The following is a 22,945-nucleotide window of genomic DNA, read 5'->3' as shown; positions in this document are numbered from 1 at the left end:
CTGGTTGTTTTCAAATCAGCTGATTTACTATTTATTTGTATTAAATTGAAAGAGAGTAAAAAGTTTATGCAAGTTGACCAACCTTGTTTATAGAACCGTTTTTATTTTTTTCCATAAGTGATCTAGATCCATTGTTCCGTACTCTGCTTTAGAAATAGCTATCACTGGTATCTGAGGGAATTTCTTTTCAATTTCTTCTTTGGCATAGGCAAACGTTGGGGTTAGTAAAATAATATCTGCTTCCGAGGCGTGTTCGTCTATCTGACTTGCTTCATATATTTTAAGAGCCCAAGATTGATTTTTTTCTCTTAAAAACTTCGCTAATTTCATTTCTAAGAACTGGGTTTGCAAACTACCATTGGTAGAAATAAAATTAAAAGACAGATCAAAAATGACAATAGTTTTCATTTTTTGTTCCGCATGTTTTTGAGGATTGTTCATCGAAGTAGTAGCCATTTGTTTTCTTCCTTTCGTTTCACCTATTCGTTATCTCTAGTATACGACAATTATTTTGTAAGCGCTATTTTAAGTTGGTGGAAATAAGTGTGCTTTTTCTTTTAATTTCATTTCATATAGCTACATAGTGAATAAATTGAATAAATATGAATAAACAGCTATTTTATGTTGAACTTTCATTATTCAGCTCATAAAAGGGGTCAAACAATGCTATACTTTATCCAATGGAAAACAGAATAGGAGAAAAATGTATGGATCAAAAAACATTTATTGTGCTATTGATTTGTGGCGTGATCGTTTTGCTCATTGCTCTAGATTTCAATGCGCGTCGAAAATTAAAAGAAAGTGTCCATCAGAAGTGGGGAAGAGTGCCTTATCAACCTCGATTTGATAAAGAAAAAAGTTTAAAGGAAGCGTGGCTCACAGAAAAAGAATTTCGTTCATGGTCAAGTGAAGTGGATGACTTGACGTGGTACGATTTGGATATGTTTGAAGTTTTTGAAGGCATCAACCTGACATACTCTAGTATTGGTTCAGAAGCTTTATATCAACGGCTGAGGAGCTTTAACTTTGGAAAAGATCAGCGATTAGAAAAGTTAATTGCTTTTTACCAAGAAAACCCTCAAACAAGAGAAAAAATCCAATATCAATTTGCACGACTAGGGAAAAAAGATGGTAATTTTACGAAGCAATATTTAGCGGATGGCCAAAGTAAACAGATCGGACATGTCGGCTTTTATACTTTTTTAGGTCTCTTACCGATCATTGGTTTAATTTTATTATTATTTGGACAAGTCTTAGGTATTTATCTAGCGATTGGTAGTTTGATTTTTAACAAACTTTATTATCAAGTCAAGAAACAGACATTAGAAACTGAGATTAATGGTATGGGTTACCTAGTCTCAACGATCTCAACAGCGAATCAAGTAGCAAAGATTGCTAAACCGGTTCAAGATGAATTACGGCAAAATGTTAAACCGTTAAAAGATATTCCTAAATTTGGTTTTTCTTTTCGAGTTAAGAGTGGGTCGGAAGCAGAAATTTTATTTGATTATGTCAATATGATGTTCATGTTGCCGTTTATTTCTTATCACTTTGTTATTAGCAGGTTAGAGAAAAAAACGAAAGAAGCAATGAAGGTTTGGGAATTATTGGGAGAAATGGAAGTAGCGGCTGCGGTTCTCAACTATCGTACTTACATGCCCATTACCTGTCAGCCAGAATTTACGGACAATGGCGTAGAGGCAGAAGATCTCTATCATCCTCTCTTGAAGGAAGCGGTAGTGAACCCAGTAGATTGGCACCAGAACATTTTAGTGACGGGCTCGAATGCTTCAGGTAAATCTACTTATGTGAAAAGTATTGCGATCAATTGTATCTTAGCACAGACGATCCAAACAGCCCTCGCAGAAAAGTTTACCTTGCAGCACGGTCACGTACTGACTTCTATGGCGATCGAAGATGACTTGTTTGCAGGAGATAGTTATTTTGTTTCAGAAATCAAATCGATTAAACGTCTACTAGCTCAAGTGGAAAAAGGGGAAAGATGTTATTGTTTTGTGGATGAGATTTTAAAGGGAACCAATACGATCGAACGGATTGCTTCTTCTGCAGCAGCAGTAAGATGGTTGGCAGATTATCCTTCACTAGCTTTTGTGGCGACTCACGATATTGAATTGACTGAGATCTTGAAAAATGAATGTGAGAATGTCCATTTTGAGGAACAGGTCACAGCAGAAAAAGGAATCAGTTTTGATTTTAAATTAAAGCAAGGTCCAGCAAAAACCAGAAATGCGATTGCATTATTGAAAGTCTTAAATTATCCGGAAAAACTAGTTGCGGATGCAAAAGAAGCAGCAACATTTTTTGATCAACATCGAAAATGGGAGATTTTTGACTAAAACGTGCGGTCTTAATATGTCAGGCTTGAATGGTTTGTCGCAAACTCATTTATATTAAAAAAGGAAGAAAGCGTGCCTTTTCCTGATGGAGAAATCATGCTTTCTTCCTTTTTGGAAATGGATAAAAGGATTCATTTATTTTAGTAGAACAATTGATCGAAAGAAGATGAAATGATTGATTTTATATTGGATGCTCGAATACATAAAATTCTATTTTTATTTTGAAAACTTTATTCATTTTCTTTCAATCATTCCATGTTACAATAGAGAATCAGATGGAAAAAAGGAGATCGTTAAAAAAATGACACAGGCTCTTGAAATAAAGAATTTAAAAAAAGTATACGCAACGGGAGTTGAAGCGTTGCGAGGGATTGATTTAACGGTGGAAGAGGGCGATTTTTATGCCTTGCTTGGTCCTAATGGTGCGGGGAAATCTACGACAATTGGGATCATCACTTCACTTGTGAATAAAACTTCTGGTGAAGTAAAAGTGTTTGGTTATGACTTGGATACTGATTTGGTTCGTGCCAAACAACAAATCGGATTAGTACCGCAAGAATTCAATTTTAATCCTTTTGAAACAGTTCAACAGATCGTAGTGAATCAAGCAGGATATTATGGTGTTTCACGACAAGAAGCAATCAAGCGTAGTGAAAAATACCTTAAGCAATCCAATCTATGGGAAAAAAGAAATGTTCGTGCACGCATGCTTTCTGGTGGTATGAAACGGCGACTGATGATTGCTAGAGCATTGATGCATGAACCGAAACTATTGATTTTAGATGAACCTACTGCAGGTGTAGATATTGAACTAAGACGTGAAATGTGGGAGTTCTTGCGAGAATTAAATGAACAAGGTACCACGATTATTCTAACGACTCATTATTTGGAAGAAGCCGAAATGTTGTGTCGGAATATCGGGATTATCCAATCAGGTGAATTGATTGAAAATACAAGTATGAAATCATTACTTTCTAAATTACAATTTGAAACGTTTATTTTTGACTTAGCACCGTATGAACAAGCGCCAGTTCTACAAGGGTACACTAGTACGTTTGAAGATGAGCGGACCCTTGCTGTTGAAGTAGAACGGGATCAAGGGGTCAACGGAATCTTTGATCAATTAAGTGAACAAGGGATAAAAGTGCTTTCGATGAGAAATAAATCGAATCGCTTAGAAGAATTATTCTTGAAAATCACGGAAGAAAATGGTCATGTGGAGGAAAAAAATGTTTAGTCTTTATTTTACAGCTTTAAAAAGTTTAGCCATCAAGGAAACCAATCGCTACTTGCGGATTTGGGTCCAAACACTGGTTCCACCAGTGATTACCACCTCACTTTATTTTGTGATCTTTGGGAAAATGATTGGCGGACGTATTGGGGATATGGGTGGATTTTCCTACATGGAATTTATTGTTCCAGGGTTGATCATGATGTCCGTTATCACTAGTTCTTATTCCAATGTTTCGTCCTCATTTTTTTCTCAAAAATTCCAGAAAAATATTGAAGAAATTTTAGTTGCGCCCGTTCCCACACATGTGATTATTTGGGGATTTGTGATTGGTGGACTGGGACGTAGTATCTTGGTCGGGGCGTTGGTAACGATGATTTCGCTATTCTTCGTTCCGCTAAATGTCTTCTCTTGGGGCATCGTGATTGTTACTTTGCTGATGACATCGATTTTATTTTCACTAGCGGGTTTGATCAATGGGATTTTCGCACAGTCGTATGATGATGTGTCGATCGTGCCAACCTTTGTCCTTCAGCCATTGACATACCTCGGTGGTGTCTTTTATTCGATCTCTATGTTGCCACCAATCTGGCAGGCAATTTCTAAAGTTAATCCGATCGTTTACATGATTTCAGGATTTCGTTATGGGTTCCTTGGAACGACAGATGTACCCATCATGATTTCGATCACGATTCTTGTGTTATTTAGTTTAGTGCTTTATTCACTATGCTGGTATTTAATCAATAAAGGTAGAGGGTTAAGAAGCTAGAGTTTGTGGAATGATCAAAAAAACTTATTTGGTTTTCTACAGAAACGGATTGATTTGATCAAATTTTTGGTAATAGACAAGAAATAGTTGAGTCTAGGATAGATGCTTATCCTAGACTTTTTTTGTTCGATTAAAGGACTTTCTGATACAAATTTAGACGATCTCCACTTAAACTAGCTAAATATAATGTGTTAAAATGATAACTAATCTTTAGCTTTTAGTGTCTTATCTAGTATAGAAAAATAAAAAGGGGATATGGAATGACAATTGAATTTCGCAAAACGACGTTAGCTGATGTGCCAGCCGTCATGAAAATCATTAATGAAGCAAAACGGTTATTAGCTTCCGCTGATAGTCCGCAATGGCAAAATGGTTATCCAAATGAAGAAACGATCAGGCAAGATATCGAAAAAACATGGTCTTATGTTTTGGTAGTCGATGGAATTATTGCTGGAACATTAGCCTTACAAAAAACATCTGATAAAAATTATCAAGAAATCTTTGAAGGAAGTTGGGAAAAAGCTGATGCGCCCTATACAACAATCCATCGCATTGCACTAGCTGATGCATTTCGCGGACAAAAGCTGGCTTACCGACTCGTTGAGTATGCAGAAGCAGAAACAAAGGCCTTAGGAATGGCACAAGTAAGAGTTGATACGCACAAAAAGAATACTAGTATGCAACGTATCATGGCTCATTGTGGGTTTGAGTTACGTGGTATCGTCTATGTCGACGATGAGATAGACAATGAACGATTGGCGTATCAAAAATTGCTTTAGTAAAGGAAGCAGTGGTTTTGCTTCTTTTGTTGATTCCTAGTATAATGACTCTGTTTTTTAGAATAGTGAACGAAGAGTATTACATGGCGAAACTACAATGAAATGGAGAGTTATCAGTGAAAGAAAATTTTTGGGCAGAATTACCGAAGCCCTTTTTTATATTAGCACCAATGGAGGATGTCACAGATGTGGTGTTTCGACATGTTGTGCAGGCGGCAGGAGCGCCCGATGTGTTTTTTACAGAATTTACAAATTCCGATAGTTTCTGCCATCCTGATGGTAAAGAAAGTGTCAGAGGTCGCTTGACATTTACCGAAGATGAACAGCCGATGGTTGCTCATATCTGGGGTGATAAACCAGAATTTTTTAGACAAATGAGTATCGAACTAGCAGAAATGGGTTTTAAAGGGATCGATTTGAATATGGGATGTCCGGTTCCTAACGTTGCTGAACGTGGGAAAGGGAGTGGCTTGATTCTTCGTCCAGAAGTTGCAGCGGAACTGATCGAAGCAGCGAAAGCAGGAGGATTACCTGTAAGCGTCAAGACAAGAATCGGCTATACAGAACAAGAAGAGTTGGAAGGTTGGTTGAGTCATTTATTGAAACAAGATATCGCCAATCTTTCTGTTCATTTACGTACGAGAAAAGAAATGAGTAAAGTAGATGCTCATTGGGAGTTGATCCCTCAAATCGTAGCATTAAGAGATCAACTTGCGCCACAAACGTTGCTTACGATCAATGGCGACATTCCTGATCGGCAAACGGGCTTGGAATTAGTTGAAAAATATGGTGTAGACGGGATTATGATCGGTCGTGGGATCTTTAAAAATCCTTTTGCTTTTGAAAAAGAACCAAGGGAACATTCAGCAACTGAATTGATTGATCTTTTACGTCTGCAATTAGATCTCCAAGACCAATATGCCAAAGAAATCCCCCGTTCAATGACTGGGCTACATCGTTTCTTTAAAATCTATGTCAAAGGATTTCCGGGCGCAAGTGACTTACGTGTTCAATTAATGAATACTAAATCGACCGACGAAGTCAGAGCGCTTTTAAATGCTTTTTCTAATCAAGAGTAACCGATGAAAATTTCAAGAATACTGTATTCTGTTTGTATTTTTGAATCTTATAAAAGAAATCAGAGGTAGATAAAACGCCGAATGATCCGAATGAATTTTCGTGATCATTGGGCTTTTTTTGTAAAAGTAGTTATTTAATGAGAAAATTGAATGGCAAATGAGACAAAAATTGTCACAGTCTCTTCTAGTATCTCTAAAAACGAATAAACGGCGTTCAAGAAGCAACTCCTCAACAATAAGCGATGATTTTCTAAAACATGAGGAGCTGTTTCAAAAAATTCTTTCTTATTGTCATCAGAGCTACCCGATGTTTTCACGACCTCTGATTCACGGTGTTCAAAGAGCTGACCTTCGGCGATAAGTCAAAAAATCTCAAAACATGGGAAGCTGTTTCGAGATTTCCATCCTTAATGCTCCTGCGATTACTCGTCGCAGTTTTTACTTGGTGAGCGCTCAGGTCAAAACCCTCTTTTCACGACCTCTTGTTCACGGTGAGACAAAAGTAGCATCTTCGGAAATAAGCTGAAATTTACCAAAAATTTGAGAAGCACCAAGTAGGTAACAATCAACATCAAAAACTAGTTTTTGTGTTTCTTGTCAATTTTCGGAAATTCCTTCTTATTTCTTGATGCTAAACACTTTTGTCTCAACCTCTTTGAGCATATTAGTTTATCACTTGATAAATTTTGCGTTATCATTAAATTTATCAAGTGATAAAAAAGGTAAGTAGGTGATCCCATGAAAAAAATTATTGTCATTGGGGCGGGAGTAGCTGGATTAAGTGCCGCAGTTCGGTTGCAAAAGCTAGGATATGAAGTCACACTGTACGAAAAAGATCGTCAAGTTGGCGGGAAAATGAATCAAATCAAAACGGCAGGATTTACCTTTGATTTAGGGCCAACGATTGTGATGATGCCAGAAATTTATCGGGAAGTATTTGAATTTTGTGGGAAAGACCCCGATGACTACATTTCAATGAAAAAAGTTGATCCAATGTTAAAACTGTATTTCAACAAAGAGGAACCAATCGAGTTTTCCAATGATTTAATTGAATTGACAAAGACGTTGGAAAACATTTCGCCAGAAGATACACAAGGTTATTTCGCATTTTTAGCAGATATCTATCAGCGATATACGATCGCAAAAGAAGCCTTTATCACGAAATCATTTCGTGGTTTTTGGGATTTTTATAATCCTAAATCATTATGGGCAGGGATCCGCTTGCGGACATTCAGCGATGCGTATACGTCTATTTCTAAATTTGTGAAGGATGACCGTTTGCGTAAATCATTGGCTTTTCAAACACTTTATATCGGGGTATCGCCTTATCAAGGACCCTCTTTATATACGATTATTCCAATGATCGAATTATTTTATGGTGTTTATTTTATTGAAGGTGGAATGTATACGTTAGCGACTTCATTGGCTCGATTGTTTGAAGAGTTAGGTGGAAAGATCGTTTACGAAACATCAGTAGATGAAATCCTAATTGACAATAAGATTGCTAAAGGGATCCGAATCGGGAAAGAACAAGTGATGGCTGATGCTATTGTATGTGGCGCTGATTTTCCTTATGCGATGAAGGAATTAATTCCTGATGAAAGACAACGGGGAAAGTATACAAATAAAAAAATCGCTAAATTTGAATATTCATGTTCTTGTTTTTTGATGTATCTTGGCTTAGACAAGAAATACCCAGAGGAACACTTGCATAGTATTTATTTTGCAGAAGACTTTAAAAAAAATGTTGATGATCTCTTTGAACGAGGAAAGTTACCAGATGATCCATCTTTTTATTTGTACCGACCGTCATTGATGGATGATTCGCTTGCACCTGAGGGTCAGGAAGGCTTATATGTCTTAGTACCAGTGCCAGAATTGTCAAAATATGAGAAGTGGACGGAACAAACGATGCAAGCCTATCGCCAAAAAATCATCCGATTGCTCAAAGAAAAGACGATTTTTAAGGATATCGATGAGCATATCGTATCCGAAACATTGATCACGCCCAAAGATTTTTCTGAACGTTTCAATGCTTATAATGGAGCGACTTTTGGCTTAAAACCGACATTGAAACAAAGTAATTATTACCGCCCGCATAACAAATTTTCTGCAGCAGAAAATTTATATTTTTGTGGGAGTAGTACCCATCCTGGCGCGGGGGTACCAATTGTTATGCAAAGCGCAAAATTAGCGGTAGAGGAGCTGTTGAGAGATGATAACCATTAACAATGATCCTTTTCAAGAATACCAAAAAGATTTTGCCTATTGTGAATCAATCATCAAGAAAAATTCAAAATCGTTTTACCTGGCTTTCTCACAGTTGCCTAAACGAAAAGCTCAAAGTGTCTATGCCGTGTATGCGTTTTGCCGACGTGCAGATGATTTGATTGATCGCGACAACAATCAAGCGGGATTGAGACAGTTAGAACGGCAATTGCTAGATTTTAATGAGGGAAAGGTTCCCAACGATCCAGTCTGGCGTGCGTTATCAGTGGTCTTTGACAATTTCCCCATGGTAACCGCTCCTTTTTTTGATATGCTGACTGGTCAACGAAAAGATGCTGATTTTAAGCAACCAGAAACAAGAAAAGATCTTGAAGAATATTGTTATTACGTTGCAGGTAGTGTAGGTTTGATGTTGCTTCCGCTTTTAACTGAGCGCCCAGCTGACATCGTTGTACCAGCTAAAAAATTAGGAGAAGCGATGCAGTTAACGAATATTTTACGAGATGTTGGAGAAGATTATCAAATGGGGCGAATCTACCTGACAAAAGAAGACATGACTAGATTTGGGGTGGCAACTACCATGTTAAAAGAAAAGCAAGCCCAAACACAATTAGTCGCTTTATGGGAATCACTGGCTAAGCAGGCTGAAAACTTATATGAAGAATCATTTGAAATGTTTCCTCTTATTACAGAAGATTGTCGTCAAGCACTTGCCAGTGCTGCGTTTATTTATCGTGAGCAATTAAATATCGTGAGAAAACAGCATTATTCTTTATTTGATAATAAGAATAAAGTTAGTCATTATCGAAAAGTACAGCTTTTAAAAGAGGTCAAAAGTTATCTCAAAAGCTATTGAACCGTCTGATTATTAAAGAAGCGAATATAAATTCAATATTGTTGTTTTCAAACGATCATTAGTTGAAAAAATTGAAAGCAATGAGCCCGAGACCAAAAAGGTTGTCGGGCTTTTTATCACTGTTTTGTTACATAGGTCTTTCTATGCGAGAAAAATTTTCAGATAAAAATAAAGATTTAGCGGAATATTTTAGAACTTGTCGTATATTATTCATGACCAAGGTAATAGTTTTACCAACTAAATGCTAGGAGGATGGAAGAATGGGACCAATTGCAGTTACGCCTGATCAATTAAAATCACAAGCGAAGATCTATCAGCAATCAGCGCTCCAAATACAAGAGGCTATCCGAAAAGTAAATACGATGAACCAGCAAATTGCACATAATTGGAAAGGACAAGCTTTTCAAGCATATCTTGATCAGTATCACCAGTTAGAAGGTAGCGTTAAACAAATGACACAATTATTTGAAAGTATTTATGAGCAACTCAACAACTATGCGAATACCGTCTCAGAACGGGATCGTCAAGATGCTCGGAATTTTGGGTTGCTATAGCGTTTATCAGTAAAAACCAATCTTCGTTTGACTTGTACCCATTAAAGCAGCAAATGTCAGTTGTTTTTTAGCTATTTTCATTTGGTTTTTGTTTTGATTCCTTGACTTTGAATGTAAAAAATAAGCCATACATGAAAAAAGGGGTAACTCAATGAAACAGGGAATAGTCATTGATATTTGTTTGCAAATCGAACAGCAAACGATCGACTTGCAAATACCTAGGGAAATAACCATTAGGCGCTTAAAGGAATTATTTGTGAACGCGCTTCAGGTTTCTTCGATCGTGCTACCGGCTGCGTTCGATTTAGAAGTGACAAATAAATCAATACGATTGAATGAAGAATTTCTTTTATCAGATTATCCAATTAGTCATGGTGACCAACTGTTAATCAAGCCACGTATCCTTAATGGTGGTGACAACAAGTAATTGAAGAGCGAAAAGGATGTATTTAAAAAAGAAGGTATTAAAATAACCGATGAACGAGTGGAAATTCAGCTACAAGCGAATCAATATGCGCTGGATCAGATCGAACAATATACATTTTTTTTAAAACCTAAAAGAAATTTACTGGCAGGTGACGTTAGCCATTTATCTACAGAAAAATTAATCATTCAATACAAAAAAACAAATCAAATGAAGTGTTTCTCACAGGTTTTGATTAAATTAGATTTTTACCAACGATTATTGCTTGCCCAAAAAGTCAATCAATTGTGTGATTTTATGAATGGACCGATCCAACCATTGTTTCATCCCGATAATTTGTTTCTGTTTGGAGAAGAGATTTTTCTTGCACATCGAGGGTTTATGCAAGTTATCGCTCCATATACGGTCACTGAAAATGATTTTCTGAAGCAATATCGGGCACTGGTGTTGGCTATCTTATATCCTAATTTGAGTTATGAGAGTTTAAATGGAGGAAGTGAAGGATTAACAGATGACTTGTCGAAATTGCTCCATGGAGCAAAAAATGTAACAGAAATCAATCAGATTATTAGCGACCAAATCGAAACACAAAAGGAGATTCGAGCGACAGAATTACGTGTGGTCAGTAGGAAAAATTACTTTATTTTTAAACGGGGTAGCCTTTTATTCAGCTTGTCAACCATCCTTTTTGCTTTATTAACAGGAATTTATGCGTTTTATCAATTACCACAGATAGAACGGAGCGTGGATGCACAAGCAAAATATATAGCCAAGGATTATGCAGGTGTTTTAACGGCTTTAGCAGATGTATCCCCCAGTTTGTTTTCTCAAAGTATCAAATATATAGTGGCTGTTAGTGTCATTCAATTAGATCATTTAACTTCATTAGAAAAAACAGCTATTTTAAATCAATTATCTCAAGAGTCAAGTGAGAATCGTTTGCTTTATTGGATTTACATTGACAGAAATAATCTCCAACAGGCATTGGATATCGCTCAAAACATTGGAGATGAGCAGTATCTTTTGCATGTCTATACTAAGTTATATCTGACAGTAAAAATGAACGATCAAATGAGTGGTGAAAAAAAGCAAAAATTACTAAAAAACTATCAAGAAAAAATTAGTCAATATAGCAAAAAGCCAGGAGAGAATAAATCTGAAAATCCCACAAAATAAGACACTATGCACCGAAAATCAGATGAATATCAGTCTTTCCATCCTTTTTGATCTCTTTTATTTTGGGGAGATGTTTATTCATGAAGTATTTACTCAAAATGATAAAGAGCTGGTGATCGCCGGCAAAAAAATCTGTTATATCAAACAGCATATAAATTTTTCAGACTCTTCGATCAAAGATGATCCGAGGTTTCTGATATTAAAGCATGAAACATTGCAGAGAAAGTGGATCGATCCACCGAAGCAATTGATTGATATTTCATGTGCAACAACCTCTGCCTTGATGATTGAATCAGATGCAATGATTGCGATAGATTATCAGGATAATAACTATCAATTGAGTATATATCCTAGTAAAGCACCCGTTTATTATAATCAGCAACTTGTAACAAAAGGTGTATTTACTTTCCAAGTAGGTGATCAGATCGTAGTGGATCAGTGGATTATCGAAAGGCGGGAAAAGCAGTGGCAGATCATCGGTTTAGGTCAAGCGATCCAATTAAATCCATGGGTACTTTCTGAAGTCCCTTATATACCTGAATATCCTAAGCACTTCCCCTTTTTTAGAAGAAGCCCTAGAATCTATCTGGAAGAGCCAAAAGTACAAGTGGAGGTTCGATTACCGAGACACGAAGCAGCTCAGGAGAAACAATCCTTTTTTAAATTGGTTCTCCCGTCTTTAGGCATATTTATCTTAAGCGGAATGTTTCTATTTTTTAGCAATCGAAACCTGCTTCTGATACTAGGTATGTATGGACTTAATTTATTGACGTCCAGTATCTCTACTATCAATTATTTATTAAATAAAAAGAAAATAAAACGAAAAAAAAGTGAATAAAAAATAACTATCCAACAATATAGAATCAAAAAAGCTTTTGAATTAAACAGGTTACAGCAAAGACAAAAAGAAGTTTTACAGTACATGTATCCTTCTAATAATCAATTAGCACGAATGACAAAGGAATGTCATCCAAGAATCTATGAACGTCGACCAAAGGATAAAGATTTTTTAACCGTTTGCTTAGGAATAGGCGAACGTCCATCCAGTTTTAAAATTGTTAGTTCTTATTTGGATGAGGATCAATGGAACGATGAAATTCTATCCGATTTTATTCGTCCTTATCAAAAATTAAAGAACGCACCTATTGCGATTTCATTAGCAACTCAGTCAGTGGGGCTTGTCGGTCCATCGAATGTTTTGCAGGAAGCTCTTCAATCTTTACTATTTCAAATTTCTGTCTTGCACTCTTACCAAGAGGTTGAGTTTATCACTCTTCTTCAAGAAAAAGAATATGAAAAAACATGGAAAAATTGGCGTTGGTTACCACATCATACGTTGCGATCCTTTCCACTTAAACAAAGAGGGCTCCTATTCAATTTAAAAAATCGAGAGTTGGTTTTAAGTGCATTTTATAAGATCCTTTCTAAAAGGAAGCAAAAACTACAACATGCTGATTATCAGAAGATAGCTTTTAAACCAACTTATGTTTTTTCAATTATCACAGAAGAAGGCTTGTGGGAGCATGAAATCAGTGAGTTTTTAACGGAAGAATTAAATCGGTATGATGTCGTAGTTATTTGGGCGAAGGAATCTATCGATCAGTTGCCTGAAACTGTAACGACGTTAATAGCGTATCAAAGTCAAGATATTGCTATGTTGATCAATCATAAAGAACAACACATTAATCAACCATTTACACCTAATCGTTTACCAACTAGTTATCCACTTGAACAAGCAATTTTTCGCTTAGCTAACTTATTCCATGAAGAAATTGAAAATCAAAATCTGCCAGAAAAAATCAATTTATTAGAGCAATATCAAGTTCAGACTGTTGAGGAGTTAATGATTTCTAAGCGCTGGTTGAACGCAGAGCCAAGTAAGACATTGCGTTCATTGATCGGCTGGCAGAGAAAAAATCAGGGGATCTACTGGGATCTCCATGAACAGGCACATGGACCTCATGCTTTAATTGGTGGCACGACTGGTTCAGGGAAGTCAGAATTTCTGATTACTTATTTAGTGGGATTAGCCATCAATTTTTCTCCTGAAGATGTAGGGATTCTAGTGATTGATTGGAAAGGTGGCGGCCTCGCACAAACAGTAAGTAAGTTGCCACATTTTATGGGTGCGATCACTAATTTAGACCGAGTTGGTACGTCCCGTGCATTGATCAGTATCAAAGCGGAGCTGGAAAAGCGACAAAGGTTACTTGCGACCTATGAAGTAAACAACATCAATGAGTATATGCAGTTATACAAACAACGAAAACAAAGGAACGTTTCTGCGTACCCTGATCAGCCGCTGCCTCATCTTTTTCTAGTATCCGATGAGTTTGCCGAATTAAAAGTCAATGTGCCAGAATTTTTGGAGGAGCTGACTTCAGTAGCGCGGATTGGTCGTTCACTTGGCGTCCATTTAATTTTAGCTACCCAAAAACCAGCCGGAGTAGTCAACGACTAAATCGAGTCGAATAGTAAAAGTAAAGTGGCATTGAAAATGGCAAGTGTTCAAGACTCAAAGGAACTTTTACAAACAACAGATGCAGCTTATGTGTCAAGACCAGGGAGGGGTTATCTTAAGGTAGGAGAAAATGACGTCTATGAATTGTTCCAAAGTGGTTATACAAAAGCACCCTACGCACCAAACCAATCTCTTGAAGATGAACGGATCGTTGTTGTGAATGAATTTGGTCAAAAGGAAGTCCTCTTTGCTCCTACAGAAAAAGATTCGAGGAAAGCAGCGGGCAGTATAGTTACGCAATATGAGGCAGTCAGAAGGTTGATTGTACAAACTTTTCAACAATCAACATTCAGCCAACCATCACAACCTTGGTTACCAGAATTACCAACGTGGTTAGTAATGCCTATCTTTAAAGGAAATGAACGGAATACATTAAAGGTTCCTATAGGCTTGTTAGATGTACCTCATGAGCAAAAGCAAAGTCATTATTACTATGATTGCGAGAAAAGTAGTTATACCGTTGTATTCGCTAGTTCTGGATATGGAAAATCTACGTTATTACAAACAATTGTTTTAAGTCTTGCAAGACAAAATACTCCAAATCAAGTATGGTTTCATCTAGTTGATTTTGGTACTAATGGCCTTTTACCGTTGAAGAAGTTGCCACATGTCGTTGACATCGTCACTTTAGAAGAAGAAAAAAGACAAAAAATGTTTGTGAGAATCAAGCGATCATTGGCGGAGAGAAAACAACTGTTTAAAGAAAAGGGTGCCACAAATCTCTACCAATACCAAGAAAAAACGAGCATCCAATTACCGATCATTTTTATTATATTAGATAGCTACGAGAGTTTGGGGATAGAGGATAAACGAAAAGATTCCATCGATGAAACAATCGTGCATTTACTAAGAGATGGTGCAAGTTTAGGGATTTATCTTATTCTATCTGCAAATCGTGTCGGGAGTATTCGCCTAAATATGATGAGTCAATTTGCAACAAAGCTGTTTATGTATTTACATGATGAAAGTGAAATCAAACAAGTGCTGGGAAGAGAAGCGATTGTTGCGTTGCCTATTAAAGGAAGAGGGCAAGTGATGCTTGACCGACCAACGATATTACAATTTTATTTACCCACTAATGGTCAAAATGAATCAGAAATATTCGAAAAAATGGCAGAAGAAATAACAAATATAGATCAAGACTGGGTAGGAAAACGTCCTGAAAAAATCCTGATGGTGCCCGAACGGTTAACGCCAAAACTTTTCAGTCAGTTTGTGCGCAATAAAGAAAAAGACTTGGTGTATCTAGGTTTGAATAAGCAAACAGTTGAGGTGGAATCATTTGCATTTTTTCTTGGAAAGCAGCTAGGTTTATTTTTTACTTCCAATGTACAATTGCAGAGGATGTTTTCATGGTGGCTATCACAAATGATGGATGTGGAAGAAAATGTTATTTTAATCGATGTTTCTGGAACATTGGAGCAAATAAAAAACGAAGTGACTTCGTATTTTAGCTTGCATGATGTCGCAAAACGAAGTGAGAAATTTACTCATTTCTGGGATGAACTGTGGTTCACGCCAAAAACGAGAAAAATCGTGGTTCTTAATGGACTGGCTGATTTCGTGGAAGAAATGGGGTTATTCTCGGGAGAAGTGGGCAAGTTATTAAATAGAGGAAATTCGTGTTTTCAATTCATTTTTATTGATCTGTTAGCGAAAACTGGCAACTTTTATGGTGGAATGACTCAAATAGTAAAAGAAAATGTTTCTCAGATCCTTTTTGATGGGAGTCTCCAAACTCAAGGATTTGTTGATGATTTTACATTTACAAGAGAAAATAACCCAAATAATAAAAATAGTTTTTACAGTTTAAAGGATGGAAAGTTGGAAATCATAGTAGTTCCTGTCGAAGAAGAGTGAGGGTAAAAATGATACCGCACTAAAAATAATGTACCCGAACAAGAGGGCACGGGTGCATGGGTTAGCTCCAACAACAGAAGGAAGAATTTTTTGTAATAGCTTCTCAAGTGTTCGAAAATTCATGCGATTTCGAGGAATTAATTCTGGAATGTCTATTTGGCAAGAAGGTATGCTCACCATTTATTCATTTTTACACCTAAAAGAGTCTGGGAAGTCCTTTTTTGTCCCAGACTCTTTTAGGTAATTTTTTTGAAAACTTCTTCTTATTATTGAAGTTTAAAGCATTTTTTCTGTCTTTGGCAAAAAACTCAGGATCACTCGTAAATAACGTTGGCATAATAAATAGTTACATTTTTTTTTCGAGTAATTTTAATTCTTGGATCATTGCTTTTTTTCGCGGGTATTTTTCTTTTAATTCTTTGATCAACAATTGAACCGAGATCATGCTGTTTGGTAAAGTAGCCATTTCTTCAATATATCTCACCAGTTTATGATAATGATTCCGAGTAGTCATAGTGTGGGCTATTTTCCGCAATTCATATTCATATTTCTGTAATAGTGCTTCGGGAGTCTGTTTTTTTTAAATATTGAAATAACGATTAGCTTCTTTGATTCCAGAGGTCTCTAACACACGATTCAATAATAGATCATAGCATTTTTCCTGTGAATAAAGTAAGCCAATGTCTTGATGATTATGTAATTCTTGGAACAAACGGTTTCGCAACGATATCCATTCGTCTTTTGAACAAGTTTTTTTCAATTGGTGAACTAGATTCATATCTAATGCATCATTCTCAATCAATAACTTAAAAACTTGATTTATGTATGCTTCTTTTTTTCCTAATTTATAATAGAGTTTTTTTAGAGAATAACGATGAAGTTGAACGAGATCAGGAGATTGACGATCCAAAAGCAGACTCTCCTGTAGTACTTTTTCTGCTTCTTTGTATATTCTGTTTTTAAGTAAGTAATTAACATATTGTGTCCTGATAGTAGGGGAGTGCCAGTTTTCTTGGATAGTATGTTGAATTTTTTGCTTGGAATAGTTTAAGTACTCCATTTGTTTAACAGATAAAATTTGTTTCTTTTTTTTCAATCCTCTTTTTTTGTCTGCGGGTTCTTTCTTCAACGAGGAAGCAGATTGTTTCTCATAGTATGCTTGATATTTATTGATATCAAAAGAAGCATCTGAATAAATATATTGTTGAAAACGTTTTGCTAAGTGGTCATTTTCCTTTAAAATCATCTTTAAAAAAGGACGGATTTGTGAATCTTCCGCGTAGGAAACCAAATATGCGCTGTTATTTGCATCTTTCTTTTGTAAGTATTTATTGTATTCGAATAAAACGGCTACTAAATGGGGACAATGATCGTTCGATAAGCAGGGGCAGCTACAAACCATTTTTTCTAAATAAAAGTGGTCAACGAGGTCAATGATTGCATGATAGTTTTCATTACTAGTAATGTTGGCAGTAATCTGTTTTTGCTTAACCTTAAAGTTTTTTACCTGTTCCCCAATAAAATAGGAGTATCCTAAATCTATTGTAGTTTCTAAAAAATATTCTTTCCAGTTGTTCACCTAATCTCCTCCTTTATATTAATTCTTACTTAATAAGTTTAACGGATAAATGGATGAAAAACAGTATTTTTTTGTTGATACGTAAGTTATTTAATTTTAATATAAATGGCTATTTTTAGGTATATTTTTTATAGTAAAATAATTACCAATTGTTGTTTAAAGAAATTTTTTTATTCTTTCGTGATTGTGAGGGCGTTTTTCAATTTCTAATACAGCAATTTTGTGTAGCAAAGAGTCTAACGTGATATGTGACATTTCTTCCTCTACTTTTGCTTGGAGTAGGGTATAGCTTGCCGTCAATGTTTCTTGAATATTCGCACCAACGATACAATTTGGGTTTGTTTTCGGATCCACTTGAATGAGATTAGTATTTCCTTCAATACTTTTATAAATATCTAAAAGTGAAATTTTTTCAGGAGAACGAGCTAAAGAAGGTGCAGCTTTTCCGACTTGCGTAATAATCAAATTCGCTTTTTTTAGTCGGCTCATGATTTTACGGACATTAGCTGCACTGGTTTCAATACTTTTCGCAATCATCTCACTAGATAACATATCGCTATCTTGAAAAATTGCTATGTAGGCTAAGATGTGGATCGCATCGCTCAATTGTAAAGAATATTTCATACTATCCCATTCCTTTCGACGTTTATTCTTGACTTATTTTAACATACTCTTTAAGATAATGGTGTAACTTAAAAATGTACAGGCTCTATTTAAAAAATTTATCAACGTGAAAAAAGGAGTGGTTAGAATGAATTATCTCATTACTGGAGCAACTGGTGGTTTTGGTAACTATGCTATGGAGTACTTAAAACAGCTCGTTCCTCAGGAAAATATCTATGTGTTGGCGCGGAATGAAGAAAAGGGGAAAACACTTGAAGAAAAGGGTTGGAATGTCCGTTTCGGAGATTATGCTGATTATTCTTCTATGAAAAATGCCTTATAGGGAATTGATCGCTTGTTGTTTGTGTCTGGTGCACCTGGTAATCGGCAAGCTGAGCATGAAAATGTTGTGAAGGCCGCAAAAGCAACTGGTGTTTCTTACATTGCTTATACTAGTTTTGCTGATGCCGATCACTCGACCAGTATTCTAGCGCCAGATCATCAGTTTACAGAGAAAGTAATTGCTGATTCTGGAATCGCACATACTTTTTTACGTAATAATTGGTACTTAGAAAATGAATGGCCACTCATTGAACTTGCCTTAAAGAATGGGCGCTTTATTTATTCAGCAGGTGAAGGCAAAACTGGCTGGGCATTAAAACGAGAATATGCCGAAGTTGCAGCAAAAGCACTAGCAAACTTGAACTTTCCAGAAGTTCTTGAATTATCGGGTCAACCGATCACGTATGAAGAACTAGCTAAAGAATTAAAAGAAGTGACAGGCAAACCTATTGATATCGTGGCTACCAATGACCATGAGTTCATCAAAAATTTAGAGGAGGCTGGTTATCCTGAATCTGCTGCACAAATGTTTGCAGCTATTCAAAAAGATATCAAGAATAATCAACTCGATGTTTCCTCAAAAGATTTTGAACAAGCTTTGGGACATCCACTTGTCTCTTTAAAAGATGGACTAGAAGAATTGTTGAATCAATAGTTGTAAAAAGCGGTTGAGACAACGTTTTTAATTCTATAAAACAAGGGTAAATTCTCACAAGTGACAAGAAGTATAAAAATAAGGTTTTTACGGTTGACACTTACCTGCTTACTGTTTCTTATTGAGTTTATTGCTGAAAGTTTAGTCAGTGAAAACCGTGAACAAAAGGTCGTGAAGCATCGTTTAGCTCTGATAACCTTAAGAAAGATTTTTTGGAACCAGTTTTTTGGTTTTGAAAAATTCGGACTTATTTCAAAGAGTAGCTGGTTGAACACTGTTTATTCGTTTTCACACCTATTTAAAGAGTCTGGGATCAGGCTCTTTTTTTTGCATTTAAGTGATAAGTAGAAGATTGACTTTTTTGAATGTAATAAAAAAAACACTTACGAGAAAATGAGAAATATGCTACGATACTTTTCGTGACAAATTTAAAGGAGTGGTATAGTTGCCTACAAACAAAAAAGAAGGAATTATTTTTACATCACTAATGTGTTTTCTCATGGTCTTAGGAATGAGTGTGTATAATCTCTGGCTTCATGGGGATTTATATTTTTCAAATCTATTGATTGGTTTAGTTCCAGGATTCATCGTGGCTTTTATTTTAGATGTCTTTATTGTTGGTGTGATTGCGAAAAAAATAGCTTTCAAGTTGCCAGTAAATTCAGAAAGTAAATTTCAAATGATCGTAACGATTTCTTGTCTGATGGTCCTAGGAATGGTTACCTGTATGTCGTTGTTTGGTGTTGTGATTGAGCAGGGAATACCTGACCAACTATTTTCAGCGTACCTTACCGCATGGAAAATGAATGTGATTGTTGCATTGCCTTTGCAATTACTAATCGTAGGTCCTATCTCTCGATTGGTATTAAGCACGATCCAAAACTAAAAAGATCTTTTAGATTATAAAAAAAGAGGATGCGACTTGTTTAGCATCAAGAGATAAAAGAACTTGCCTAAAATTGCGTACACGCTTATTAGGAAGTTTCGTTTATTTTTTGAATGAGCTACTTCAGTCACATGCTCTTTTTTTTAAGAACAATTAATCAAAAAATGTTTGCATCATTTCACGAACCTGTGTACACCATTGTAGTTCTTGCTGGCAAAGTAAAATTCTTCGTTGAATAACGACATAACGTCCAAATTCCTCTTTTTTATTTACTGAAAGATCTGCTAGTTTTGCTTGGTTTTTTTGCATGATTTTGTTTAATTGTTGTTCTCTTGTAAATAAAAGACCCGTCGCTGTTGTTTTATCTAAGGTAGAAAAAGCGTACAGTTTGGCTAAAAATTCATCTTTTTGAGTAGGAGCAGGGGTCTCTTCTTTGATCCATTCTTCTACGATCGCTTTTCCTTCATTGGTAAGGGTATAAATTTTTTTCTGCGAATGTTCTTCGATTTCCAGGACAGAAATATAACCTTTCTGGTCTAATTTAGCCAGTGTCGTGTAAATCTGACTGTGGTGAGCTTCCCAGAAAATGGTGATTAATTGTTTTAGTTCATAACCGGAACGAGGTTTAGACAAAAGAACGCATAATAAGATATAGGCTAAAGTATTCATACGATACCTCCTGACTGGTTTTCTCTTATTATAGCATATTTTTTATTTTTGTTTTTACATGTGCATATTGACATGTAAAATAAATCATGTATGATGCTAGGTAGAGAAAGGAATGGGGAATTTGGAGAATCAAATAGAAATCAAAGAAGAACTAACAGAGAAAGGACAGGAACAAAGTAAAGGAAAGAATTCAGCGTTAGTAGTCGCTGCAACTTGTATGTTTGCGTTTATGGGAGTTGGCTTAGTAGATCCCATTTTAAAAACGATTGCTGCTCAATTAGATGCAACACCTGCCCAAACGACATTATTATTTACGAGCTACATGTTGGTAACGGGAGTAGTGATGTTGTTTACAGGTTTTTTATCGAGTCGAATTGGTTTGAAAAAAACATTGATGGCAGGTTTGGTCATTATTGTTGTATTTGCTGGCTTAGGTGGATTGTCCAATGATATTGGTACATTGATCGGATTGCGTGCTGGTTGGGGTGTAGGGAATGCTTTATTTGTTTCAACAGCACTTGCGACTATTGTAAGTATTTTAGTGGGTAACACTGAAAAAGCTATTATGATGTATGAAGCAGCACTAGGCTGTGGGATGGCTGTTGGACCATTAGTTGGCGGCATACTAGGAAGTGGCTCGTGGCGGTATCCTTTTTATGGAGTAGCTACGTTGATGTTTATTGGCTTTTTAGCATTGGCGATCCTTCTTCCAGAGGCAGGAAAACCACAAAGGAAGGTTGGTTTTTGGGAAGGGGTCAAGGCGTTAAGTAATCACAAATTGCGTTCCGTTGGTCTGATTGCCTTATTATATAATTTTGGTTTCTTTACGTTACTTGCCTATGCACCATTCTTATTAGTGGGGTATAGTGAGTTAGAGGTCGGTTTTGTTTTCTTTGGTTGGGGCGTTTTATTAGCAATTGCTTCGATTTTTGTCGCACCAGTACTAGAACAAAAATTCACTACTTACCGAACGATTTTAGCAGCGTTTGTTTTCTTTATTATTTGTTTGGCGTTACTAGGTGCCGGTTCAACTATCCAAATTTTAGTGCCAATCAGCATTGTACTTTCAGGTTTTTTCCAAGGGATCATCAATACATTATTGACAACGATTGCTATGGAGATACCAGGTTTACCAAGAAATGTGGCTTCTTCAAGTTATAGCTTTGTTCGTTTCTTTGGTGGGGCATTAGCGCCATTTATTGCAGGGATCATTGGCGAAAAACTAGGTGAAAGTTATGCTTTTTATTTTGCTGCGATCATTGTCGTAATTAGTGTCTTTTGTATTATTCATCATCAAAATTATTTTGTAACAGATGAAGATCAATAAAAATGAGGTTTTGAAAGAAAGAATAAAAACCGAAAAAAATAGTTAATGATGAATCAATAAAACCTTGAATTTCACATACTGTGTTTCAAGGTTTTTTTTCTGTTATTTGTGACGTTCGATCTACAGTTCTGGTAACTGGTATCGTGAGAGGGTTTATTTTTAACATGTGTTTCAACGAAAAAGGTCAATGAATACACTGTTTTTGTCATAAATCATGTTATGATGAGAATAAGACACAGCCAGTAAAAAGTGAGGAAAAGCGATGATTGAAGAATATTTCAAAGAAGTAGGTATCACGTTGGTTGAACTTCCCATCGAGTTGGTGGATGATCGACCCGTTTATGGTGGTTATCTAAAAGAGCTGCCTGTAATCAATGCGACAGGAGAATCTCGAAAAATCATGCACCAGAAACTAGCGAGTATGTATCAAGCCTATCGTGAACAACTACTTACAGATATGGAAATAGAAAAAGAAAAAACAATGAATCTGTCGACAGAAGAATTGTTAAGATATTATGATGGTGAGACATTCGATGGGTTTGCCATTTTTTCTAACGATAATGAAGATCATCTTGGCTAAAATAAGCTATTATCGACTTAAAATTACGCTTAATGCGTTTCTTTTAGTCGATAATAGCTTATTTCACTCATTGTAGTTATGAGGCATTCTAGTTAAAGCGCTTGGGTAAGTTGTTTTTGTTTAATTGATATTTGAAAGACAAATGGAAAATTCCGGCAATCAATAAAGTGATCGTATAAGCAATCGAATGGTGGAACGCTAGATTGTAATTGATCACAGCTAAAATGCCTAAAGCGAGCATATAACTAACATGTAGCCTTTGAACAATGCCTTTAGGACCAATTTTTTGAAGATAAACTTGCCATTTTTCCTGAGTGGGATTAAAATTTCTTTTTTTTATTTGGAAAAAAGTGGCTAAAATCATCACTCCTATAAAGGCAGCGATGTTTAAAGAAATCAAGTATACTAAAAATATCGTGAAAATTTCGAACATAAAAGTAACCTTTCTAACTAAAAAACTTTTCAAGAA

22 protein-coding genes and 1 pseudogene are annotated in these 22,945 nt (G+C 36.0%); 17 read left to right on the top strand and 6 right to left on the bottom strand.

The window, feature by feature from the left end; translation table 11 throughout:
• Positions 1–87: 87 nt before the first annotated feature.
• Positions 88–456, bottom strand: a complete 369-nt coding sequence (locus tag AB3I42_RS10770) for a hypothetical protein (protein ID WP_081123404.1) — start codon at positions 454–456, stop codon at positions 88–90.
• A 251-nt stretch (positions 457–707) separates the two neighbouring features.
• Between AB3I42_RS10770 and AB3I42_RS10765 the strand changes: the two genes are divergently transcribed.
• From AB3I42_RS10765 to AB3I42_RS10705, 13 genes are all read left to right on the top strand, one after another.
• The gene (locus AB3I42_RS10765; RefSeq protein WP_368022489.1) at positions 708–2,357 is read left to right on the top strand and encodes a DNA mismatch repair protein MutS; all 1,650 of its coding nucleotides are present in this window, start codon (positions 708–710) and stop codon (positions 2,355–2,357) included.
• 301 nt (positions 2,358–2,658) lie between these two features.
• Positions 2,659–3,594, top strand: coding sequence for an ABC transporter ATP-binding protein (locus AB3I42_RS10760; RefSeq protein ID WP_010720660.1), 936 nt, complete (start codon positions 2,659–2,661; stop codon positions 3,592–3,594).
• Positions 3,587–4,357, top strand: a complete 771-nt coding sequence (locus AB3I42_RS10755) for an ABC transporter permease (RefSeq protein ID WP_010737247.1) — start codon at positions 3,587–3,589, stop codon at positions 4,355–4,357. Before AB3I42_RS10760 ends, AB3I42_RS10755 begins: the two co-directional genes overlap by 8 nt.
• 260 nt (positions 4,358–4,617) lie before the next feature.
• The gene (locus tag AB3I42_RS10750; RefSeq protein WP_010737248.1) at positions 4,618–5,136 is read left to right on the top strand and encodes a GNAT family N-acetyltransferase; all 519 of its coding nucleotides are present in this window, start codon (positions 4,618–4,620) and stop codon (positions 5,134–5,136) included.
• Positions 5,137–5,252: 116 nt separating this feature from the next.
• Positions 5,253–6,215 (top strand): tRNA-dihydrouridine synthase, encoded by a 963-nt coding sequence (locus tag AB3I42_RS10745; RefSeq protein ID WP_010720657.1) that lies wholly within the window; start codon positions 5,253–5,255, stop codon positions 6,213–6,215.
• Positions 6,216–6,953: 738 nt separating this feature from the next.
• Positions 6,954–8,444 carry an NAD(P)/FAD-dependent oxidoreductase gene (locus AB3I42_RS10740; protein WP_181933815.1) on the top strand — a complete coding sequence of 497 codons (1,491 nt, stop codon included), beginning with the start codon at positions 6,954–6,956 and terminating at the stop codon, positions 8,442–8,444.
• Positions 8,431–9,300 carry a phytoene/squalene synthase family protein gene (locus AB3I42_RS10735; protein ID WP_010737250.1) on the top strand — a complete coding sequence of 290 codons (870 nt, stop codon included), beginning with the start codon at positions 8,431–8,433 and terminating at the stop codon, positions 9,298–9,300. Before AB3I42_RS10740 ends, AB3I42_RS10735 begins: the two co-directional genes overlap by 14 nt.
• Positions 9,301–9,560: 260 nt before the next feature.
• Positions 9,561–9,854, top strand: a complete 294-nt coding sequence (locus AB3I42_RS10730; protein ID WP_010720654.1) for a WXG100 family type VII secretion target — start codon at positions 9,561–9,563, stop codon at positions 9,852–9,854.
• 151 nt (positions 9,855–10,005) lie between these two features.
• On the top strand, positions 10,006–10,281 hold the full coding sequence (locus AB3I42_RS10725) for an EsaB/YukD family protein (protein WP_010720653.1): 276 nt from the start codon (positions 10,006–10,008) through the stop codon (positions 10,279–10,281).
• Entirely contained in the window at positions 10,282–11,454 is a 1,173-nt protein-coding gene (gene essB / locus AB3I42_RS10720; RefSeq protein WP_081123400.1) for a type VII secretion protein EssB, read from the top strand. It begins immediately after the preceding gene.
• Between the two features lie 70 nt (positions 11,455–11,524).
• The gene (locus tag AB3I42_RS10715) at positions 11,525–12,292 is read left to right on the top strand and encodes a hypothetical protein (protein WP_368022488.1); all 768 of its coding nucleotides are present in this window, start codon (positions 11,525–11,527) and stop codon (positions 12,290–12,292) included.
• 84 nt (positions 12,293–12,376) lie between these two features.
• The gene (locus tag AB3I42_RS10710; RefSeq protein WP_368022487.1) at positions 12,377–13,915 is read left to right on the top strand and encodes an FtsK/SpoIIIE domain-containing protein; all 1,539 of its coding nucleotides are present in this window, start codon (positions 12,377–12,379) and stop codon (positions 13,913–13,915) included.
• A gap of 36 nt (positions 13,916–13,951) precedes the next feature.
• Positions 13,952–15,835: an FtsK/SpoIIIE domain-containing protein gene (locus tag AB3I42_RS10705; RefSeq protein ID WP_368022486.1), complete on the top strand. Its 1,884-nt coding sequence runs from the start codon at positions 13,952–13,954 to the stop codon at positions 15,833–15,835.
• 346 nt (positions 15,836–16,181) lie between these two features.
• Here AB3I42_RS10705 and AB3I42_RS10700 read toward each other — a convergent pair whose 3' ends face one another.
• The 3 genes from AB3I42_RS10700 to AB3I42_RS10690 all read right to left on the bottom strand — a co-directional run bounded on the left by AB3I42_RS10700 (position 16,182) and on the right by AB3I42_RS10690 (position 18,038).
• The gene (locus AB3I42_RS10700) at positions 16,182–16,349 is read right to left on the bottom strand and encodes a hypothetical protein (protein WP_220381081.1); all 168 of its coding nucleotides are present in this window, start codon (positions 16,347–16,349) and stop codon (positions 16,182–16,184) included.
• Between the two features lie 66 nt (positions 16,350–16,415).
• The gene (locus AB3I42_RS10695) at positions 16,416–17,414 is read right to left on the bottom strand and encodes an SWIM zinc finger domain-containing protein (protein WP_242623582.1); all 999 of its coding nucleotides are present in this window, start codon (positions 17,412–17,414) and stop codon (positions 16,416–16,418) included.
• 156 nt (positions 17,415–17,570) lie between these two features.
• Positions 17,571–18,038, bottom strand: coding sequence for an Rrf2 family transcriptional regulator (locus AB3I42_RS10690; RefSeq protein ID WP_181914680.1), 468 nt, complete (start codon positions 18,036–18,038; stop codon positions 17,571–17,573).
• Between the two features lie 127 nt (positions 18,039–18,165).
• Here AB3I42_RS10690 and AB3I42_RS10685 point away from each other — a divergent pair.
• Both AB3I42_RS10685 and AB3I42_RS10680 read left to right on the top strand, forming a co-directional pair.
• Positions 18,166–19,014: pseudogene (locus AB3I42_RS10685) on the top strand (SDR family oxidoreductase).
• A gap of 445 nt (positions 19,015–19,459) precedes the next feature.
• Positions 19,460–19,900, top strand: coding sequence for a DUF2798 domain-containing protein (locus AB3I42_RS10680; RefSeq protein WP_010737257.1), 441 nt, complete (start codon positions 19,460–19,462; stop codon positions 19,898–19,900).
• 153 nt (positions 19,901–20,053) lie between these two features.
• Here AB3I42_RS10680 and AB3I42_RS10675 read toward each other — a convergent pair whose 3' ends face one another.
• On the bottom strand, positions 20,054–20,569 hold the full coding sequence (locus AB3I42_RS10675; RefSeq protein ID WP_010720645.1) for a PadR family transcriptional regulator: 516 nt from the start codon (positions 20,567–20,569) through the stop codon (positions 20,054–20,056).
• A 112-nt stretch (positions 20,570–20,681) separates the two neighbouring features.
• Here AB3I42_RS10675 and AB3I42_RS10670 point away from each other — a divergent pair, with 112 nt between their 5' ends.
• Positions 20,682–21,896, top strand: coding sequence for an MFS transporter (locus tag AB3I42_RS10670; RefSeq protein ID WP_034700062.1), 1,215 nt, complete (start codon positions 20,682–20,684; stop codon positions 21,894–21,896).
• Between the two features lie 262 nt (positions 21,897–22,158).
• Positions 22,159–22,476, top strand: a complete 318-nt coding sequence (locus AB3I42_RS10665) for a hypothetical protein (protein WP_010737260.1) — start codon at positions 22,159–22,161, stop codon at positions 22,474–22,476.
• Between the two features lie 88 nt (positions 22,477–22,564).
• On the opposite strand, the gene AB3I42_RS10660 is transcribed toward AB3I42_RS10665, so the two are convergent.
• A complete protein-coding gene (locus tag AB3I42_RS10660; RefSeq protein ID WP_010720642.1) occupies positions 22,565–22,909 on the bottom strand; it encodes a hypothetical protein in 345 nt (114 codons plus the stop codon).
• Between the last annotated feature and the right edge of the window lie 36 nt (positions 22,910–22,945).

It is taken from the genome of Enterococcus sp. C53 (assembly GCF_040887425.1).
In the GTDB taxonomy this organism is placed as follows: Bacteria; Bacillota; Bacilli; order Lactobacillales; family Enterococcaceae; genus Enterococcus_B; species Enterococcus_B hirae.
Note: the sequence above shows the minus strand (reverse complement) of the source record. Positions and strands in the feature narration are given on the sequence as shown.

Coding starts and splice junctions, on each gene's coding strand:
- AB3I42_RS10700 (WP_220381081.1), bottom strand. CDS start 16,349: ATGACTACTCGGAATCATTATCATAAACTGGTGAGATATATTGAAGAA.
- AB3I42_RS10750 (WP_010737248.1), top strand. CDS start 4,618: ATGACAATTGAATTTCGCAAAACGACGTTAGCTGATGTGCCAGCCGTC.
- AB3I42_RS10715 (WP_368022488.1), top strand. CDS start 11,525: ATGTTTATTCATGAAGTATTTACTCAAAATGATAAAGAGCTGGTGATC.
- AB3I42_RS10705 (WP_368022486.1), top strand. CDS start 13,952: ATGGCAAGTGTTCAAGACTCAAAGGAACTTTTACAAACAACAGATGCA.
- AB3I42_RS10710 (WP_368022487.1), top strand. CDS start 12,377: ATGTATCCTTCTAATAATCAATTAGCACGAATGACAAAGGAATGTCAT.
- AB3I42_RS10660 (WP_010720642.1), bottom strand. CDS start 22,909: ATGTTCGAAATTTTCACGATATTTTTAGTATACTTGATTTCTTTAAAC.
- AB3I42_RS10730 (WP_010720654.1), top strand. CDS start 9,561: ATGGGACCAATTGCAGTTACGCCTGATCAATTAAAATCACAAGCGAAG.
- AB3I42_RS10770 (WP_081123404.1), bottom strand. CDS start 456: ATGGCTACTACTTCGATGAACAATCCTCAAAAACATGCGGAACAAAAA.
- AB3I42_RS10760 (WP_010720660.1), top strand. CDS start 2,659: ATGACACAGGCTCTTGAAATAAAGAATTTAAAAAAAGTATACGCAACG.
- AB3I42_RS10670 (WP_034700062.1), top strand. CDS start 20,682: ATGGGGAATTTGGAGAATCAAATAGAAATCAAAGAAGAACTAACAGAG.
- AB3I42_RS10735 (WP_010737250.1), top strand. CDS start 8,431: ATGATAACCATTAACAATGATCCTTTTCAAGAATACCAAAAAGATTTT.
- AB3I42_RS10765 (WP_368022489.1), top strand. CDS start 708: ATGGATCAAAAAACATTTATTGTGCTATTGATTTGTGGCGTGATCGTT.
- AB3I42_RS10690 (WP_181914680.1), bottom strand. CDS start 18,038: ATGAAATATTCTTTACAATTGAGCGATGCGATCCACATCTTAGCCTAC.
- AB3I42_RS10725 (WP_010720653.1), top strand. CDS start 10,006: ATGAAACAGGGAATAGTCATTGATATTTGTTTGCAAATCGAACAGCAA.
- AB3I42_RS10675 (WP_010720645.1), bottom strand. CDS start 20,569: ATGAATACTTTAGCCTATATCTTATTATGCGTTCTTTTGTCTAAACCT.
- AB3I42_RS10665 (WP_010737260.1), top strand. CDS start 22,159: ATGATTGAAGAATATTTCAAAGAAGTAGGTATCACGTTGGTTGAACTT.
- AB3I42_RS10755 (WP_010737247.1), top strand. CDS start 3,587: ATGTTTAGTCTTTATTTTACAGCTTTAAAAAGTTTAGCCATCAAGGAA.
- AB3I42_RS10740 (WP_181933815.1), top strand. CDS start 6,954: ATGAAAAAAATTATTGTCATTGGGGCGGGAGTAGCTGGATTAAGTGCC.